This window comes from Brevibacillus sp. NPDC003359 (genome assembly GCF_042878995.1).
Lineage (GTDB): Bacteria > Bacillota > Bacilli > Brevibacillales > Brevibacillaceae > Brevibacillus.
In genome coordinates, this window is sequence record NZ_JBIAOR010000008.1 from 158,179 (window position 1) to 176,964 (window position 18,786).

The 18,786-nt window shown below is 47.4% G+C and carries 19 protein-coding genes, 1 pseudogene and 1 riboswitch; of the genes and pseudogenes, 5 read left to right on the plus strand and 15 right to left on the minus strand.

The features are described 5' to 3' along the window. Nucleotides 1-32: 32 nt before the first annotated feature. Entirely contained in the window at nucleotides 33-962 is a 930-nt protein-coding gene (locus ACFYU8_RS19610; protein WP_390302420.1) for a ketopantoate reductase family protein, read from the minus strand. A gap of 225 nt (nucleotides 963-1,187) precedes the next feature. Between ACFYU8_RS19610 and glnA the strand changes: the two genes are divergently transcribed. Together glnA and ACFYU8_RS19620 are read left to right on the plus strand one after the other, a co-directional pair. Further along, nucleotides 1,188-2,606, plus strand: a complete 1,419-nt coding sequence (glnA, locus tag ACFYU8_RS19615) for a type I glutamate--ammonia ligase (RefSeq protein ID WP_390302584.1) — start codon at nucleotides 1,188-1,190, stop codon at nucleotides 2,604-2,606. 56 nt (nucleotides 2,607-2,662) lie between these two features. Next, nucleotides 2,663-3,219, plus strand: a pseudogene (locus ACFYU8_RS19620) (L,D-transpeptidase family protein); the annotation flags it as partial. Nucleotides 3,220-3,632: 413 nt separating this feature from the next. On the opposite strand, the gene ACFYU8_RS19625 reads toward ACFYU8_RS19620, so the two are convergent. From ACFYU8_RS19625 to ACFYU8_RS19690, 14 genes are all read right to left on the minus strand, one after another. After that, nucleotides 3,633-3,812 (minus strand): YjcZ family sporulation protein, encoded by a 180-nt coding sequence (locus tag ACFYU8_RS19625; protein WP_390302423.1) that lies wholly within the window; start codon nucleotides 3,810-3,812, stop codon nucleotides 3,633-3,635. 132 nt (nucleotides 3,813-3,944) lie between these two features. Beyond that, nucleotides 3,945-4,865, minus strand: coding sequence for an iron-hydroxamate ABC transporter substrate-binding protein (locus ACFYU8_RS19630; protein ID WP_390302426.1), 921 nt, complete (start codon nucleotides 4,863-4,865; stop codon nucleotides 3,945-3,947). 31 nt (nucleotides 4,866-4,896) lie between these two features. Next, nucleotides 4,897-5,916, minus strand: coding sequence for a FecCD family ABC transporter permease (locus tag ACFYU8_RS19635; RefSeq protein ID WP_390302429.1), 1,020 nt, complete (start codon nucleotides 5,914-5,916; stop codon nucleotides 4,897-4,899). Next, nucleotides 5,917-6,852, minus strand: a complete 936-nt coding sequence (locus ACFYU8_RS19640; RefSeq protein WP_390302432.1) for a FecCD family ABC transporter permease — start codon at nucleotides 6,850-6,852, stop codon at nucleotides 5,917-5,919. Between the two features lie 139 nt (nucleotides 6,853-6,991). Beyond that, the gene (locus ACFYU8_RS19645; protein WP_390302435.1) at nucleotides 6,992-8,677 is read right to left on the minus strand and encodes an AraC family transcriptional regulator; all 1,686 of its coding nucleotides are present in this window, start codon (nucleotides 8,675-8,677) and stop codon (nucleotides 6,992-6,994) included. Between the two features lie 112 nt (nucleotides 8,678-8,789). Beyond that, nucleotides 8,790-9,344, minus strand: a complete 555-nt coding sequence (locus ACFYU8_RS19650) for a delta-aminolevulinic acid dehydratase (RefSeq protein ID WP_390302438.1) — start codon at nucleotides 9,342-9,344, stop codon at nucleotides 8,790-8,792. Nucleotides 9,345-9,511: 167 nt separating this feature from the next. Continuing rightward, entirely contained in the window at nucleotides 9,512-9,790 is a 279-nt protein-coding gene (locus tag ACFYU8_RS19655) for a hypothetical protein (RefSeq protein WP_390302441.1), read from the minus strand. Between the two features lie 36 nt (nucleotides 9,791-9,826). Beyond that, nucleotides 9,827-10,321, minus strand: coding sequence for a hypothetical protein (locus tag ACFYU8_RS19660; RefSeq protein WP_390302443.1), 495 nt, complete (start codon nucleotides 10,319-10,321; stop codon nucleotides 9,827-9,829). 198 nt (nucleotides 10,322-10,519) lie between these two features. After that, on the minus strand, nucleotides 10,520-10,684 hold the full coding sequence (locus tag ACFYU8_RS19665; protein ID WP_390302446.1) for a hypothetical protein: 165 nt from the start codon (nucleotides 10,682-10,684) through the stop codon (nucleotides 10,520-10,522). Nucleotides 10,685-10,739: 55 nt separating this feature from the next. After that, nucleotides 10,740-11,588 carry an energy-coupling factor ABC transporter ATP-binding protein gene (locus ACFYU8_RS19670; RefSeq protein WP_390302449.1) on the minus strand — a complete coding sequence of 283 codons (849 nt, stop codon included), beginning with the start codon at nucleotides 11,586-11,588 and terminating at the stop codon, nucleotides 10,740-10,742. Next, the gene (gene cbiQ, locus ACFYU8_RS19675) at nucleotides 11,585-12,382 is read right to left on the minus strand and encodes a cobalt ECF transporter T component CbiQ (protein WP_390302452.1); all 798 of its coding nucleotides are present in this window, start codon (nucleotides 12,380-12,382) and stop codon (nucleotides 11,585-11,587) included. The genes ACFYU8_RS19670 and cbiQ overlap by 4 nt, the downstream gene beginning before the upstream one ends. Beyond that, the gene (locus ACFYU8_RS19680; protein ID WP_390302455.1) at nucleotides 12,379-12,663 is read right to left on the minus strand and encodes an energy-coupling factor ABC transporter substrate-binding protein; all 285 of its coding nucleotides are present in this window, start codon (nucleotides 12,661-12,663) and stop codon (nucleotides 12,379-12,381) included. Before ACFYU8_RS19680 ends, cbiQ begins: the two co-directional genes overlap by 4 nt. Beyond that, nucleotides 12,660-13,424: an energy-coupling factor ABC transporter permease gene (locus ACFYU8_RS19685; protein WP_390302458.1), complete on the minus strand. Its 765-nt coding sequence runs from the start codon at nucleotides 13,422-13,424 to the stop codon at nucleotides 12,660-12,662. Before ACFYU8_RS19685 ends, ACFYU8_RS19680 begins: the two co-directional genes overlap by 4 nt. Nucleotides 13,425-13,567: 143 nt before the next feature. Then, nucleotides 13,568-13,760: riboswitch (cobalamin riboswitch) on the minus strand. A gap of 133 nt (nucleotides 13,761-13,893) precedes the next feature. Continuing rightward, complete coding sequence (locus ACFYU8_RS19690) at nucleotides 13,894-14,985, minus strand: quinone-dependent dihydroorotate dehydrogenase (protein ID WP_390302461.1); 1,092 nt, start codon at nucleotides 14,983-14,985, stop codon at nucleotides 13,894-13,896. Nucleotides 14,986-15,136: 151 nt separating this feature from the next. On the opposite strand from ACFYU8_RS19690, the gene ACFYU8_RS19695 reads away from it, so the two are divergent. The 3 genes from ACFYU8_RS19695 to ACFYU8_RS19705 are packed head-to-tail and all read left to right on the plus strand — an operon-like array spanning nucleotide 15,137 to nucleotide 18,784. Continuing rightward, nucleotides 15,137-16,237, plus strand: a complete 1,101-nt coding sequence (locus ACFYU8_RS19695) for a GerAB/ArcD/ProY family transporter (RefSeq protein ID WP_390302464.1) — start codon at nucleotides 15,137-15,139, stop codon at nucleotides 16,235-16,237. After that, on the plus strand, nucleotides 16,227-17,609 hold the full coding sequence (locus tag ACFYU8_RS19700) for a spore germination protein (RefSeq protein ID WP_390302467.1): 1,383 nt from the start codon (nucleotides 16,227-16,229) through the stop codon (nucleotides 17,607-17,609). The genes ACFYU8_RS19695 and ACFYU8_RS19700 overlap by 11 nt, the downstream gene beginning before the upstream one ends. Then, a complete protein-coding gene (locus ACFYU8_RS19705) occupies nucleotides 17,606-18,784 on the plus strand; it encodes a Ger(x)C family spore germination protein (protein WP_390302470.1) in 1,179 nt (392 codons plus the stop codon). The genes ACFYU8_RS19700 and ACFYU8_RS19705 overlap by 4 nt, the downstream gene beginning before the upstream one ends. The last annotated feature ends 2 nt before the right edge of the window (nucleotides 18,785-18,786 follow it).

Below are 18,786 nucleotides of genomic sequence, written 5' to 3' on the forward strand. Positions count from 1 at the left end.
TGAGCGAAAGACATTTCACCCAGTATTATACCTTATTTGTCTCCATCACGCTTCTGTTCGTAAACCTTCAGATTATTATAGACAACTTTCAAAAGCGTCGTGGACAAGCCTTTTTGTTCCGCTCTCTCCAAGAGATATCCTTGAAGATGATCCGCTTCGACTGGAAGATCTTTTTCCATATCACGCAGCATGGACGATTTCGTTTGAGGACGCTGATTCTGGAAAGTTTCCATCTGTTTGTCGACGATATCTGGCTTGATAGGTGCCTCCAAAGCGCTCATGACCGATGCGATTTCCTCAGCGAGCTGACGTGTCAACTCTACGCCCCAAGCCGATTCCCGGATAGGTCCGACTGCGGAATTCATCAGCGTGGTAATACCGGAAAACGTCGCAATAAACAAGTATTTGTGCCAGGCTTCCCGTTGAATATTTGCGCTTGCACGCATCGTTCCGTTGATCTTGGAAAAAGCTTGCTCCATTCGCTCTACACGCTCACTTTTGCCACCTTCCCACTCACCGAACACCGCATCATGAATAGGACTTGTCTGCACCACATCTCCGTCTGCATTCAAGGTCGTCTCAATGAAACAAAGACCTCCGAGAACGCGCTCCCGGCCAAACCGATCCCATAGCAGCTCCATATGCGCAATTCCGTTCAGCAGCGGAATGACGACTGTATCCTCGCCTACGTACGGAGCGATGGCATCGACGCTTTCTTCCAGCGTGTAAGCTTTGTTGGACAAAAGCACAACATCAAATGGTCCTGCTTCCTCACCTGCTTGAATCAGTTGCGGCTGCTCCAAAAGCAAATTCCCATGAATGCTCTGAATGCGCAAGCCTCTCTCCTGCAGCTGTTTGTATCTACGTTCGCGCACAAGAAATGTTACATCTACCCCTGATTCAACCAACCTGCCACCAAAATAACCGCCAATGCCCCCCGCTCCCAGTACGAGAACCTTCATCTATATCGCCTCCGCGTTTATAAGTCATGGTTTGTCTATATTTTATTAAAAAGTAACCATTTTCTAAACCCCATAATATAATGTTAGAAAACCTTACATTCAACGTAAGAAAACCTCTTGACGAACAATGAGAATTGTCGATATAATTCGGAATATAGAAATCAAGGAAAAACCGAACATTGAGAATGATTCCATAAATTTAATTCGTGAATGGAGTGAATCATGTTGGATATGAAAACAGTCTTGTCCACAATTGACGCAGAAAAAGTGGAATATGTAGATTTTCGCATCGTTGACCTGCTCGGCCGCCAACACCATGTCACAGTTCCTGCCTACGCGGTAGATGAAGGAACATTCCGCAATGGCGTCGCATTCGACGGTTCCAGTCTAACCGGCTACAAGTCCATTGAGGAAAGCGACATGGTAGCGATGCCCGATCCGACAACCGCCTTCATTGACCCATTCGTCGAAGCCAAAACCATGAATATCATCTGCAACATCGTCAATCCAGACAACACCGTCTACACACGCGACCCCCGCGGCATTGCCCTTAAGGCCGAAGCCTATCTGCAACAAACCGGCCTCGCTACCGCTGCTTACTTTGGTCCAGAATCCGAGTTCTTCCTCTTCGACAACGTGCGCTATGCCTCTGGTCCGTCCGGCTCCTTCTTCCATATCGATTCAGAAGAAGCTTTCTGGAACACAGGTAAAGAAGGACAAAACCTGGGCTACAAAGTACGCAACAAGGGCGGATACTTCCCTGTTCAACCAACCGACTCCCAAATGGATATCCGCAATGAAATGTGCACCTTGATGACGAAATGCGGCATGTATGTGGAGCGCCATCACCATGAGGTGGCAACAGCCGGTCAAGGTGAGATTAATTTCCGCTTCGATACACTGACTCGTACAGCAGACAATCTCTTGCTGTTCAAATACATCGTGCGCAACGTAGCTGCGAAACACGGTAAAACAGCTACCTTCATGCCAAAACCAATCGTTGGTGACAACGGATCTGGGATGCACGTTCACCAAAGCTTGTTTAACGGCGATACCCCGTTGTTCTATGAGCAAGGCGGTTATGCAAACCTGAGTGAGACTGCACTGCACTACATTGGCGGTATTTTGCACCACGCCCCTGCCTTGATCGCCCTGACTAATCCGAGCACCAACTCGTTCAAGCGTCTTGTTCCCGGCTACGAAGCACCTGTGAATTTGGTCTTCTCCAAAGGAAATCGCTCTGCTGCGGTTCGGATTCCGATTGCTGCCGTTACGCCAAAAGCGTCCCGTATTGAGTTCCGCACCCCAGACTCTACTGCTAACCCGTACTTGGCTTTTGCTGCCATGCTGATGGCTGGCCTCGATGGTATCAAGCGCAAGCTCGACCCGCGTGAACTGGGCTTTGGACCATTGGATAAAAACATCTACGACTTGTCCGATGCAGAAAAACACGAAATCAAAAGCGCTCCCGGCTCTCTTGCAGAAGCACTTGTAGCACTTGAACAAGACCATGACTTCTTACTCGAGGGTAATGTCTTTACAAAAGAAGTAATTGAAGGCTGGATCGCACAAAAACGCGGTGAGATTGAGCAAGTTGAGCGGACTGTGAATCCGAAAGAATATGAACTGTATTACGACCTGTAAGTTGCAGGAAAAAGCCCTTCTCTGATGAGGAGGGCTTTCATGAGATGCGCATGATCATGTTGATTCAAAAGATAACTCGCTCTATCATACAAGGTGCTGCCATTATTCTACTGACTGTAGGCATTTCAGCCGCTATCGGTCAAAAAACCGCTTTCGCCGATCCTTCGTTACCAATCATAAGCGATCAAGGCATTTATACCATTGAGGTCTATCCGAGAAAACATCAACTGATCATCCGGAAGCATGGGAAAGTATTGAAAACCTATCCGGTTGCAGTTGGTAATCCTTCTACACCTACACCTATTGGAGAATATAAAGTCATCGTCCCATGGGAATTTATGGCATCCATGGCACAAACAAGCCTCATTCTATCGGCCAGCATTTGAGCCACGGTTGTATTCGTATGAGAAACAATGACGTAATCGAATGATTCAAGATAACTCCACTCGGAACAAAAGTAACAATTTATGGGCATATATTGGGGGACCCAAGCCATGATCCTAGAAATTTAGCGGAAGGCGACGTTGGTGGAGATGTACAGCTCATCCAATCTCGATTGAAGAGCGCTGGTTATTTTCACGGGGTATGCGATGGAAAGTTTCGTTCCTCAACAGCTAGGATTGCTGGAATAACTCCCGACAAGATTCGTGATTTCAAGACATGAACCTTCTAAATATATTTCCAATCCCATTTGTTCCTTGGAAAGTTCTGAATACCTCGTTTGCTATGCGTACACCATTTAATATGGTATCCATATCAAGGTTTAGATTGGAAACCCTTGGCGGTCGAGACTCTCTTCTCGTCCGACGACTCGTTTTTGTCCACTCTTGATAATACTGCCCAAGGGATTCGGGATTTTTTTGCAGCTTTTTGATCGAGACCTTATTCGACTTGAGCCAATCTGCAAATTCAGGGCTAAAACCATTGATTTGTCTAGCCACTTTTCACTCTCACCTCGTTTCGTAAATGAATAATGCAAAGGGATTATATATCCCTTTGCATCGCTCTTTTTGCTAATCACATTTCCTAATCACAATCACAACCGACAATGACAAGCAAAACGAACAGAACCAGGATCAGAGCAAAGTCATCAAAGCCATTAAAGATACCCATTCTGCCTCCCCCTTTCCTTAGACACACTACTGTATGCTCTTCGCGGATGTTTTGCCTGTACGATGACCTATTCCGCAAGAAGGACGCAAGCATTTGCCTGCGCCCTTTTCCCCTTATTACAGTCCGATTTGCGATTTTACTTGAAGAATCCCGCCTCCTGACAATTCTAGGAAAAGACGAATCACCCCTCACCTTGCATTAGCAAGAGAGGGGCGATCAACAAGATTATTCAGCAAACAGTTTTTCTGCATCATCCAATGCAATTTTGTGTCCCAACGACGAATAGTCCAACCATGGTTGCCCATTCAGTACATACACATGATTGTTTTTCACTGCTTTCAAGCCTTGCCAGATCGGATTTTCCTGAAGCTGCTTCCCAATTTTTTGTGCATCACCATCTTTGTTGACAATCAAAAAGATGGCATCTGCATCGAAATCAGGCAAAACCTCCTGCGATATTGCTTCGTACGCTTTGTTGATTTTTTCTACGCCATTTGCCGGCTTCAGCCCCAGATCGTTAAACAGTAGCGGTCCCATCGGGCGTTTCATGCCCATCACTCGAACCTCTTTCGCTGTGACACGAACAGCCATCACCGTTGCGTCTTTTCCGATCTTCTTCTCAATCATCGCTTTTACACGTTCTGCCTGCGCCTCATAATTCTTAATAAAGTCTTCTGCTTGCTTCTGGCGGTTTACCAATTCTCCAGTTTTTCTCAAATGATCGCGCCATGTTCCCTCATCAAGGTTAAAGACGTGGGTCGGCGCGATTTTTTCGTACTTTGCCAGCTCAGCTCCAGCGTATTTTTCATCAAGATAAATAACATCTGGCTTGAGAGCCAAGAGTGCCTCCATATCAGGATCTGCGACGACTCCCAGCTTCTTGGTGTCTATCAGCCGATCTTTGACATGCGGCAAAAAGTCTTTGACGTCTCCCCCGATAACCGAACCTGTAGGAGTAATGCCCAGTGCAAGCAGGTTATTTGTCAAGTGAATGGACATGGAAGCGATGTTTGGTGTCTTAGCTGAATCGCCAGAGGCACCTTTTGCAGATGCTTCCTGCTTTGCGGCATCCGTTGCTCCCTGTTGTCCGCAAGCTGCCAGCACAAGTGTTGCTGCCAGGCTGAGTAAAATCCCAAGTTTTTTCATAGAGAACTCCTTTTTCATTCATGCCTAAGATTTATGATTTTGTTTTGACCAGCAAATAAAGAAAATAAGGCGCACCCACCATTGCGACGACGACACCTGCTGGAATCGCATTCGGTTCGAACATCGAGCGGCCAATCGTATCCGAACTCACTAGTATCACGAGTCCAACCAGTCCGGAAATAGGCAAAACATACTGCTGACGCGGCCCGACCAGTCTGCGAGCCAGATGAGGGGCAACGAGTCCGATGAAGCCAATTCCTCCGACCATCGCGACACTCGCCCCAGACAATCCAACAGCACACCCCAAGAGAAGCAGACGCTTGCGCTGCACAGCTTCTCCTACACCAATCGCTATCTCATCACCAAGCGAAAACAAGTTCAGTGCTTGTGCACGCATCCACGCATATGGCACCAAGAGCACAATCCAAGGCAACAGCGCGGTGACGTGGACCCAGTCCCTCCCCCAGACACTCCCTGCCAACCATCTCGCAGCAAACGCGTACGTGTTTTCATCCAGTCGCAGAGAAAGATACAGCGTAATGGCACTGAACCCAGCGGCAATCGCGATTCCGACCAAGAGCATTCGTATCGGCAGCAAGCCTCGATGACGATCATTCGCCAATAAGACGATCAGGCAAGTGGCCAAAATCCCGCCACCAAATGTAAACAGCGGGAGCATGAGAGCCGATGCCCCCTTCATCGAAGAAAAAAGTGTAACAAATACAATAAGTCCAAAAGAAGAACCTGCGTGCAAACCAATGATCCCGGGGTCAGCCAATGCATTGCGAGAGATGGCTTGCAGGATAGCCCCGGAAATACCCAAACCAATTCCAGCAAGCATCGTAATGATAATGCGCGGCAATCGATATTCAAACAAAACGAGTTCGTCATCAGGTGTGCCATAACCTAAAAGCGTTTGCACAACGTTCACAGGGCCTATTTTGATGGAGCCTGTATTGAGACTAATTGCAATGACCACGAATGCGATTGTCAGGAGACAACTACCAATCCATATTGCTCGCGCACGTCTTCGAGACGCCAAATCCTGCATCTACAGATTCCTCCCTTCCTTGCGAGCCAAATAAAGAAAGAAGGGAACCCCAACCATTGCCACCATCACTCCTATCGCTAGTTCCTCTGGTGGATTCACGGTTCTAGCGGCCAAATCGGCCATGACAAGCAAGATCGCCCCCAGTACAGCCGACATTGGAATGATCGCCCGATAATCGACACCGACCAGCTTCCGGGCCATGCTCGGGATGACAAGACCAACAAACCCAATCCCGCCTACCGCTGAAACAGACACCCCAGCCAGTACTACCGCTGCCGCCATTCCAAAGAAACGAACCCGCTTTGTTTTTACTCCGAGACTTGTAGCCACCTCCTCCCCTAGCGAAACCAGCGTGACAGAGCGTCCAAGGCAGACCGCCCACACAATTGCTAGTAAAATGACAGGCACTAGTAATTGCAGATGTGTCCATTTGACTCCCGCTACACCCCCGGCATACCAAAAGGCAATATCCTGACTCAGCCCATAGTAAATTGCAATTCCGGTGCTCAGTGAGTGAAGCAGCGCTGCAACGACCGAACCAGCCAATGTCAACCGAATAGGGGTCAAGCCACCCGGCGCACTTGAGCAAAGCAAAAAAATAAACAGGGTACTCGCCACCGCACCACCGAATGAAAGGATCATCAATGCGGAATATGACACATCAGGCATGAAGGCAAAGCACATGGCTACAACCAGCATAGCGCCTGCATTAATCCCCAAAATCCCTGCATCCGCTAACGGGTTACGCGTCACGCCTTGCATGAGTGCCCCCGACACAGCAAATGCAGCACCGACAATCGCTGCACCGATTACCCGTGGTAACCGCAGTTCATGAATAATCTGATGGGCGGTCAGTGTTGGATTGTATGTAAAAATGGCTGTCCAAACTGTTTGTAAGGTCAGCTCCTTCGCACCTGAAGAGATTGCCCAAAACATGGCTGCAAGTAAGCCTATCCCTGCTAGTAAAAGAAATAACCCTACTCTTACCAGATTGATTTGTTTAATTCGAAACCCTCCTAATAGTGATAATCATTATCACAAAATTGATTATAGCGACTCCCTTTTTCAGCGTCCATTACAGAAATAAAGCATTTTTGCTTGGAGTTTTTATAGAAAACGATTGGTCCATGATACTTACAAACAGGTCATACGATTCTTCCAACTGCTTCTCAATCGAAAGCGGCGCATAGACCATCCACTTGTACCAATCCAAAAAAGCATAGCGCCCAGCCGCAATTGCAGAATGATTCTTCCAGCTCTCCATCGTTCGGATATCATACTCGACCATTTTCACTTCTTCTTCTGAACGTACAACAAAAAATAAAAAATCAGCATCATACTGAGGCAACTCATCTTTCGGCATCCCCACCCAGTTGAAGTGTGTGCCAGGCGGATGCGGGATCAGCTCTCGCTGAATTTTTTCAGGTACGCCGAGCTCAAGTGAGCGATAAAAAACATGTCCAATATTGCGCGTGCTATACATCCGATATGCCTGATCGCAGACTACACAGATTGCCACCGTCGCTTTTCCCAATAAAGCTTTGACCTTTTTTCGTATGCTCTCCGCCTTCTTCGTATGGCGATCCAGCCATGTACGTGCTTCGCGCTTGCGATCGACGAGATGAGCAATCTCCATGAGATGACCGAACGTATCTGTCTGGTTCCACGAAACACTGAATATAGGAGCAATATCCCCAAGATGCTCTCTGGCTTTTGTCAACACATGATCCTTACAGACAATTAGGTCTGGCTTCGTCTCAACGAACGATTGACGGCTAATTTCCCACATTTCCAAGGCGTGATTTGGCAGCGGCAATGAAATCGTATCGATGAGAAGATGGGGGTGCGTATGTGCAGCACACGGTGTAATACCCAGCGCCAGCAAATGCTCGGTATACGGGTAGGAAAGAGAGATGACGGATGGTTCTTTGCGACTTTTTTTATACGAAGTTGGCGAATATCCACTGCTTTCTTTAAATCGACGGCTAAAGTAAAACTCATCTCGATATCCGACGCTACTGGCAATTTCGCGAATATTTTTGTCAGGAGATGCAGAGAGCAACAGCTCTTTTGCTTTGTTCATGCGCAATTGTGTCAAGTATTCGATAGGTGTCTTTTTCATCTCTCGCTTGAAAAGCTGCGAATAATAAGCGGGATGCATCCCTGCCATTTCCGCCAACCTCTCCACCTTGATCTCCTGCTGATAGTTTTCCTGAATATAGCCTACAGTCTGCTGCAGCCATTGTTCTTCTCCTTCGGTCCTACGCGGCAGATGATCGGTCATTACCTTATCAAGTAAGACATGCAAATTCTCCAACTGCCTCATTCGGTTGTTTTTGGCAGCAGCCTTATGACCAGTGACAAGCACTGCAATCAATCTCTGCAATCTGGTATGGCTGTTTGCAATCAAGCCTTGAACAGGAAAAGATTGTTCACGCTCATACACCCGTCGCTGTTCAGTTGCTTCGACTTGCCGAAACAGATCAAAGCTGACCCAATGCGCTTCCACGTCTTCTTTGTCTGCCAAGTTGCTTTCTACATTGGTACCCGGCAGCAGCAAAAAAATCGACTTGCGTGTAATTTTTATCGGCGTACCATTGATGCTCAGGATTCCTTTCCCTTTTGCAAAAGTAAGCAAGACATGATGCCTTAGCACAAGAGGCTCCTTCCGTTCCCAATCGGCACGCTCCATTGTTTTCGCTTCGTACAATTCTAGCAAGGTATGTTCAAGAAAGTTCTGTTGTTCTAGCCTTTTATTCATCTGGTAACACTCACCTGCCAAATAGTTGATAATGATAATCCTTTTCAATTATATATCGATCGCTCAAAAAAACGCAAAAAGAGCCTAGTACAAGGCTCCCTTTGCGTTGCATTTACTCTTTTACATAAAGCTGATACATCTCGGTTTCTTCATCAGTAGCTTTTGCGATTCGAAAAGCCTCTTCCACGCTTTTCTTTTTTTGAATTACCTCGTAGAAATAGCGCAGTGCGAACATCAGCGCAGAATTTCCGTCCGGGTAATCATCTGGCCCGATATACATAAGGCAACCACTGTCCAGAAAGGCCTTCGCTAATTCGGGATCACCAAGCGAGCATCCGTTACCTAACACGATTTTTCCATCCAGCTTGGCAAAACGTCTAACCTCGTCAGGACCAAAATCACCCGTTGGTTCTCCTTCCTCGTAAACGTCCTCGCCCAACTCTGGCATGATGAGGCTTCCCTCATCGCCATGGAAATTCAGAACAATCATGTCGGTATTTGGGTAAAGATCGCTGCCATTCAATACATCGATCAAATCGCTTGGTCGACCAATCCAATACGTAAAGACTCGTGCTCCAAAATACTCAAGTGTATTGCGGATTGCTTGGCTATCCAGATCCGTATCCGGACCGATTACTAAAGCAACATTCATTTCAGGTTTACTCATCGTGATATTCCTCCATTTTGTTGTAAGTGGTTTTTATTTGTGAGTAGACAAAACCATTTACATGGAGGGGGTCGGGCCAACTGGTGAATGGCAAGACGTTACTTCTTGATCATCAAGTAGGACAACTCCTCTATAATTGGAATTTTTTATAAATTTTCAGCAGTATATCATCCAAAACTTGGCAAGTAAAGTTTCTCACCAACAAAAAAACTATTTTTTAATTGGCTCTTCCGGCCACCTGGACCACCAAAATCATAGAGCATCGGTCCATTGCTCTTCTGAGACTCGAACTTACCTGTTCTGACATCCAATAAATCTATTCTTCCCCGCTTGTGTGTGCTAATGACCGTGATGATCATTACATTGCGAATCTCGTTGTCTTTTTCCAAACGCTTTACGAGAATATGCTGATCGTATGAGATAATTTCGGGCTCTGGTGGCTTCAAGTTGTATTTCTTTTCAAGCCTCTAGTTTTGCAGCAATTACGCAAACCCTTTTTTGATTTTAGTCTTCATGTCACGATACAGCTCTCCGTATGTAATCGCATGTTCGATATGCGAATAGGAAAGCACGGAATCGCCATCCTTGCTCTCGCAGCACGCAAAGAACAAGCTTTCCATCAGATTGTGATTTTCGATGGAATTGGTAATATGGACGCAATCCTCAAACGAATCATGAGCGTCATGCTTGTAAAACAGAAATGTCCCTTCTTTGAACGCCCCTTTTTTGTTGGCGTCTTTCCAGATGAGCATGCCCAAGGTAATAAAGTACCCTTCCTGAAAACGGATGACGCCTGTAATCACAGAATTGATTGTGGTCGGAATGATCGCAATCGAATCATTGAGCTGATTGACGTATTCATATAAAGCCTTATTGGATTCTCGAAGATCAACCATCGGTATATGAAGAAGCTGCTTATCTCTTAATTTTTCTACGAGTTGCTGAACGCATAGCGTCTTATTCAAAGTTGAAATCACAACCTCATCACTTCTTCCATTGTAAGTAAGTGCCTTCTTTACGTAATTCGTGATGAAAGGACATATCCCTACAAAATCCGCGCAAATCTTCTTAATTTTTCAGCGAAAATCAGACAGACGAGGGTGGGTACGGGGATCATTCCATGTAAAAAAGCCCTTCACGCCTTTAGGTGGCGAGAAGGGCTTCTTAGCGCAAATTTACGCCTTTCCTTTTAAATAATCATCTTTTAACTTCTTTTCCTGTTCATCGGTGGTCATGTCTTTTTCCAAAACACTATACATCAGTTCTTCTTTTACATGACGAGAGATTCCTTTTTCCTGATGATTCGGGACAGATGAACTCATGACAGAGTCTTGTTCCATACAGCGTACCTCCATGGCTTTTTGGGGTTAGCTTGCCCGAAATCCGCCACCCCATTCACCACACCCGTGAAACACTGAGCCTCTTTCGCAGATCGTCGACGGAACGTGGCGTATTTCCACCCAGTTCCCGCTTCCAATGCTCAGGCAGTGCCTCCCACACATCTGCAAGCATCGGCATGCCCAGATGAAGGCTCTCCAGCATGGTTCTGTTTTCCAATGCCTCTTGAGGATCTCCCGCGAAAACAAGCTTGCCTTCATCCATCACGCAAATCCACTCTGCCCATTCAAACGCAATATCCATATCGTGTGTCGCCATTAAAACAGTCGTTCCTTGCCGGTGAATGGCATCGAGCTCCCGCAGCAAATTTTTCGTCTGATAGCGATCCAGATACGCAGTAGGCTCGTCCAACAGCAAAAGCTCAGGCTCCATGACCATGACCCCCGCGAGTGCTAGACGCCGTTTTTGTCCCAGGCTCAAGTGATGAATCGGAGCTTCTGCCAGCTCTCTCAACCCGAATGCATCCAGCACATTTTCTACTTTAGCCCGGATTACGTCCGCAGGCAGCTTCTGATTGCATAAACCGTAGGATATATCTTCCGCGACCGTGCTTGCGATCAGCTGATGCTCGGGATCTTGAAAGACCAAGCCTACCTTTTGCGTCATCTCTTGCAGTGCGGCTCGTTTGTAGACAAGCGGTTTCCCCTTCCACAGCACCTGTCCCTTCTGTGGCTCGATGATCCCGTTTCCATGCAAGAACAAGGTCGACTTCCCACAGCCGTTTCGTCCCAAAAGGACACATTTTTTCCCCTCTGGAATCCATAAGGACAGTCCACACAGGACGGGGCCCCGCCCTCCAGGATACGTGTACTGCAAATCGATGAACTCCAACAACCGCGATGTCAAAACCGCCAACCTCCTGTCCACCACTCAAGCAGGACCAATAGCATACAGCCTGCGATTGACTCCCACTCATAGCGGCGTGAACGAGCATGGGTATGAAACGAGAGCACGTGCATGCTCTCCCCGAAGCCTCTAGCCGCCATTCCTTTGTGCAAAGCTTCGTATTTGCGCATCGCTCTGACAAACAATTGAGCAACCAGAATCCCTGCATCCCGAAGCGTCGCCCGGAAGCCGCGATGACCTCCTCGGGAACGTTGGGCAATCCAGAGCTGGTGAGAAATCGTTACTAACACAAAAATAAACCGATACATGATCATTAATAAGTCAGTCACAAGGTCAGGCATATGCAGACGGCGAAGCACCTGCAAGATTTCTGAAAACGGCACGGTAAACAAAATGAAGGCAAAGCAAGATAAGCTCGCCATGGTACGCCAAAATAAGATCCAAACTTTACTGAGTGATGACGTCGGGACATAGAGCACATACGAACCCAACTCCCATGCTGCCGCGACCTGGCCCTGTACTTCTCCTGCTCTCGTCCCTTCTACCAATAGGGCAGGGAGCCCCGCCGCGAAAAACGAGAGCGACACGATCATAAAGGCACAATAGATCCGAACAGGAATCCGGGCATACACCACTACCCATACTGTCATCCAGACAACGACGGCCATCTGCATCCATACATGTCCCACCAAAACAAGCAGTAACAATGCACTCGCCAGCAATAGCTTATGAGCTGGCGGCAGACGTTTCAGCCTGTTTTGATAAGAGAGAGAATCAAGTTGCAGCCCGTTCATTTTTTCCGCTTATCCAACCGACCTTTGTACAAGCCCACGGCGTAGCCAACCACTCCCGCACCCAACGCCGCCTGCACCGCAAACAACAAGCTCTCCGTTTCTCCTCCTGGCGGTTCTATCAATGGCTGGAACCACGGTTCGTAGTTCGGGGAAATTTCCTTGATCGCTTCCTCTGCCACGCCATCTGCGCCGCCAAATTCCGAATCCTGCACCAGCAACAGCGGGACAATAGCCAACACGATTACCCCCAAGAGCAATAGCCAGTTCCATCCTTTTTTCACAGCGATTCCTCCCGTTTGAGCAAACGAAGCTGTGTAAGCTCTTTTGCGTTGTAAGATAGCAACCAGTTCCAAACAAGGACGGTCAACAGACCTTCACTGATTGCGAGCGGCACTTGCGTGAAAGCAAAAATTCCTGCGAATTTGGCAAACGAGGCCAATACTCCACCGGATTCAGCTGGGAATGCCAACGCCAGTTGTACCGAAGTCACCACATAGGTAGCGAGGTCAGCCAGGGCAGCGGCCGCAAAAACAGCCAGACGTTGGCTTCTGCCCACTTTCATGATCATCCGATAGATTCCGTATGCCACCAGTGGTCCTACTACTGCCATGGATACGGCATTTGCTCCTAGCGTAGTTAAACCTCCATGTGCTAACAACAAGGCTTGAAACAAGAGCACCATGCTCCCTAGCACTGACATCGCGAAAGGGCCAAACATAATGGCACCAAGGCCCGTTCCAGTCGGATGAGAGCTGCTGCCTGTAACCGAAGGGATTTTCAGCGCAGATAAAACAAACGCAAACGCTCCTGCAACACCAATAAGGAGCTTCATTTCGGGATGTTCCTTGACAATCTTATTAATCGAGCGAATCCCAAGAATAAAAAATGGCAAGAAGACAGCCCACCAAAACAAGGCCCAGGATAATGGCAAATACCCTTCCATGATGTGCATCGCGTGTCCTGTCTCTGGTTCATTGAGTAGAAAATAAAGGACAAAGCCCGCGATCATCAGACATGTGGATACGAGACGAGATCGATTCATGTTCATTCCTCCTTCACTGTCTTTCGTTCTTTCCTGCAAACAAAAAAATCTCCTCCAACAATGGACGAGATGCGCGCACAAAACAACAGACTGATCACACAGCCTCATTGCCTCGTATTCACCGCTCCTTTCCGCGAAGGGTTTGTGGGTGTGGCTACTAGGTAGGTCTCCTGGCTTCCAGATCCATGCGCTCTTTGTCCTTCCCCATAGAAAATGAGTGGTTTCCTTCTCAAAGAGAGCTCCCTGGTTACAGTGGCGGGACCGCTCGGGACTTTCACCCGATTCCCTGTTACCCTTTATGCGTCACATAAAGGCACCTAACGCCGACAATATGGAATTGACAGACAATTCATGTTTGTCCCACATCATTATACCGGATCACTACATAAATCGGAAGAATATAAGCAAAAACGCATAAGCCGATGACCCCCTACAAACGGAGCCATCGACCTATGCGTACTTGTTCTATCTATTCTTTTGCATCTACGCCAATTACTTCACTAATATGTTTAAAACCATCGCGTTGCATGAGCTTGAGCAGTTTTTTGTTGATTTGCTTGGCGATACCTGGGCCCTGATAAATCATACCCGTATAAACCTGAACGAGACTGGCTCCTGCTCGGATTTTCGCGTAGGCGTCTTCACCGTTATAAATGCCCCCGACACCAATGATTGGTACCTTGTCTCCCACTTCTTGATAAATCTCCTTTACCCAAGCAGTGGAACGCTCTGTAAGAGGTCTTCCGCTCAAACCGCCCGCTTCCTCGGCAAATCGATGTCCGGAAACCGCCTCGCGTGACAGTGTCGTATTGGTAGCGATAATGCCGGCAATGCCTTCTTCTACCGCAGCGTGAACAACATCGCGCATGTGCTCATCCGACATGTCTGGTGCTACCTTCAGCAAAATCGGTTTTTTCTTGATGGAACGCGCTTCCATTTCGGTTGCCTTTTCTCTTACTGCGCGCACCAAATGACGCAAGCTCTCTGTTTCCTGCAAGTCACGCAGATTCGGGGTATTCGGAGAGCTGATATTAATGACGAAATAGTGACCGTATGAATAGAGCATGTCCATACATTTGCTATAGTCGATGGACGCCTCTTCATTCGGCGTTACTTTGTTTTTCCCAATATTAATCCCAATCGGAACGTCTGAGTATGCGTAATCGACCAAATGCTGGGAAGCTAGATACGCGCCGTGATTGTTGAAGCCCATCCGGTTAATGACAGCTTGATGTTCCGGCAATCGGAACAAACGCGGCTTTGGATTGCCTGGCTGCCCCTGTGGCGTCAATGTCCCGATTTCCACAAATCCAAAACCAAGGGCACCTAACGCATGATAGACCTCTGCATTTTTATCAAAACCGGCTGCAAGTCCGACTGGATTCGGAAAAGTCATTCCCCACAGCTTATTCTCCAATCGCTGGTCTTTTACCTGATAGATCATCTTCAGGATGCTTTTGCCTGGAGCAGAATCCTCCACCAGCCTTAAGGCACCAATTGTCTTTTCATGAATCTCTTCCGCATCTTGCTGGAACAGATATTTTCTTATGAGCTGATACATCGGCTGCACTCCTTACTCCGTTTCTACCTTTTTACCTCATAGTAGAATACCATACTTTTTCGGGAGGGTGTAACCTTTATACGTGATACATATTTCCAAGCAAGCAGGCAAATCCTAACAGCACCACCACGCACAGGGGGACAAGTCTTACATGAAAGTGGACGGAAAAATCGGGATTGGTCAAGCCATAATGGTGATGATGCTGACGATTGGCATTACGAACCACGTAACCGTCATCCCCCTCTTACTTAGCAAAGCAGGCAGAGATGCTTGGTTGAGTGTGTTGCTTGCGGGCATCCCCTTTTCCTTCTGGGCGTATCTTCTGTTTGTGATTCATCGAAATTTGAATCAACAATCCTTGTATGAATGGCTCATGCAGCGATCGGGAAAAATAGTCACCAATCTCTTGCTCGTTCCGATCATGATTTGCCTTTACATGATGGCGCTAACGAATCTTATCGATACACAGACATGGACAACTGTTAACTACTTGCCTCGAACGCCCGAGTGGGTGACCGCATTTGCCTTGATGTGCCTATGTATACTCGCTGCTATTGGGGGAATCACCTCCGTAGGAATCACAGCAGGAATCTTGCTGCCCGTCGTGGTTATGCTCGGATTTTTCGTCGCTTTTGGCAATATTCCTAAAAAGGATTATAGTCTTTTGTTGCCCCTTTTCCAGCATGGGTATCGTCCTCTTTTGCACGGGATGCTCTATGTAGGTGGCGGTATTTCAGAGATGTTTCTACTGCTATTGCTCCAGCCTCACGTACGTAAGCCATTTCGTCTCGTACACTTTTTGATCATGCTCGGCATCACGCTTCTGCTGACACTGAGTCCGTTGACAGGGGCTATCGCGGAATTTGGACCTGTGGAGTCTGCGCGTCAACGCTTTCCGGCATTTGAGCAATGGCGGCTGCTCACAATTGGAAAAGACATCGAGAACATGGAGTTTTTCTCGATTTTTCAATGGCTCGCTGGGGCTTTTATACGTATCACCATTTGCTTGCTGCTCTTGGGGGATTTACTCACGTTCCGTACCCGAAAACAGCGCAAATTCATGATGATCTTTCTAGGTGGAAGCATGATCGCCTTTACCAGCCTCCCCTTCAGCGACATGCAGTTCGTATCATTTCTGACGCACGTATACTATCCGCTTTACTTAGCCATTATCGTTGTGATTACTCTCGCACTCATTCTGGTTACTCTGCGCAAGCCATCCAAGCAGGAGGGAATAGGCCATGACCCTTGAAGAAGAATTGCGGGCAAAATTCGCGCATTGTGCAGACGTCGTTTTTATTCGTACGGTCACATCCGAAGACCAGCCTGTGTTGATGCTTTATTGCGAAGGACTGGCAGACGTTCGTCAATTACAAGATACGGCCTTGCCGCAATTGGAGCGATTCCTGGCTATTGGTGATTTGCGTTCCCTGCCCCTTTTCCCGCTCTTCACAAATCCAGAGTTGTGGATTGAACGACTGTTTGCAGGAGATTTGCTGATTTTCATTGGAGACTCGCCACCATTCGCCTGGGATATCTCCAATCGGCCGGAGCGTGGTACTGAGGAAGCCAATACAGAGATTTCGATCAAAGGTCCCCGGGACGGCTTCGTCGAGGATCTCTCCACCAACGTGGCTCTCGTTCGCAAGCGTATGCGAACCATTACCCTGGCCTACGAGCCTTTTGTTCTCGGAACACGCTCGCGTACGAGAGTGGCAATGATGTATATCACAGATGGGGTATCTCCAGATCTCGTAGAGATGATGCGTGAGAGGCTCCTTGGATGCACCAAAAAAAAGATCTTGAATAGCGCTATCCTGGAAAAATTACTCAGTGACAACACTCATTCGCTGTTTCCCTTAGTTGATTATACGGGACGTCCTGATTATGCGATTTACATGCTGCTGCAAGGTAAGGTCGTCGTGTTGGTAGACGGCTCTCCCTTGGCCCTCGTGGCACCTGTAACCTTACTTCAGCTGATCAAATCTCCTGAAGACGATCAATATCCTGTTACCTATGTATGGCTGGAACGCATGCTGCGCCTAGGGGGATTTTGGATCGCGATCTTTTTGCCTGGTTTTTGGATCGCACTGTCCGCCTATAATATCGAGCAATATCCTTTTCAATTGCTCGCTACCGTTTCGCAAGGCCGAAAAGGGCTGCCGTTTTCCGCGCCGATGGAGCTATTTATCATCTTATTCATTTTTGAATTTCTGCGCGAGGCAGGTGCCCGTCTGCCAAAAAATGTCGGGCAAACACTGGCACTGGTTGGTGCACTGATTATCGGGGATGCTTCTATTCGTGCCGGGCTGACATCTCCTTCGATGCTGTTTATCGGCTCACTTACCGTCGTCGCCTCCTTCACACTGGTCAACCAGTCATTAAGCGGCGCGGTAACAGTTGCTCGTTTCGCCGTTTTCTTCCTTTCTGCGACCATTGGCATGTACGGCTTTATCCTCGGAATGATTGCCATCGTGTACTACTTGTCCACCTTGACCTCCTTTGGCAGATCGTATATTTTGATGGGTTCATCCAACTCCTTGTCCACACTGTTCAATGTCTTGTTCAAATCCATGACCAGTTTTTTTCGGACAAGAGCGGCTAAGGGTAGCGATAACAAATGAAGTACATGCAGATTGCTTCGGTTATGCTGCTGTTGGCAACTACACTTCTTAGCGGCTGCTGGGATCAGAAATCAATTCAGGACCTTCGCTACTTATCTGCGATGGGCATTGATTACATCAACAATGAGTATGTTTTATACGCCCAATCCACCGATCTGTCTACCGTCGCCAAGCAGGAATCATCAAAGGCCCTTCAAGCTCCACATGCCACCATTTCGATCGGAAAAGGGAAAACGCTTCAGTCTGCCTTTGATAACCTGCAAAAAAACGCACAGGTACCTTTGTTTCTAGGCTTTGTATCCTCCCTCGTATTTCATGAGCGCCTCTTGCAAAAGGGCGTTATCACCTCCCACGATATTATGAACAGATACGGTCTGGTTCGTTACACCAAGTGGGTATTCGGAACGCGGGAGCCGATTGACAAAGTCTTAAGCTCTCATTCTTTGGTCGGATTCTCTCCATTGGACTCTATCTTGCATCAGCCAAAGGATGTTTACGAGCAGCGTTCGTTTATCGAACCGATCCAATTTTTTCGGTTTATCTCTAACTTTTGGGAGCCGTCAAACACCGTGTTATTGCCAAACATCACGCTTTACGAGCATTCGTGGAAAGAAAATAACCGCTTCATCTCGCGCCTCTCCGTCGATGGCATCCACGCCATTCATCGTGGACATTGGCAAGGTTACTTCTCCAATCGTGATTTAATGGGGATTCGGTGGATGAATAATAACACGGAATTTGCTGGACTCATCGTGAGACAAAACAACACCCCCAAAGCAACCATGCGCATCGATCACGTTCACTTGGAGATCATTCCGATTACCACAGGGGAGTATCCTCGTTATCAGGTCAATGTCCGACTAAGAGGATTCGTTCGTGAAATGATGAGTGCGATTACTCCTGCTTTCGTACGAAAAAATTCCGAAAAACAGGTAGCTGAGCAAATTCGCGGGACGTTTCTAAACGGAGTCAAAGCAGGGGTTGATCTGTATAGCTTGGAGGAAAGCTTGTTTAAAAAAGACTACCAGGCTTGGCGAAAGTATGAAATACGCAAACGCAATAAGCTCACACCTGATTCCCTAACCCAAATCCAGGTGCATATGTACTTAAGTGATTCCGGAAAAATGAAGATGGGTTCAGTCAAATACCCTGACCCGCTTGGACCGAATGAATGAAT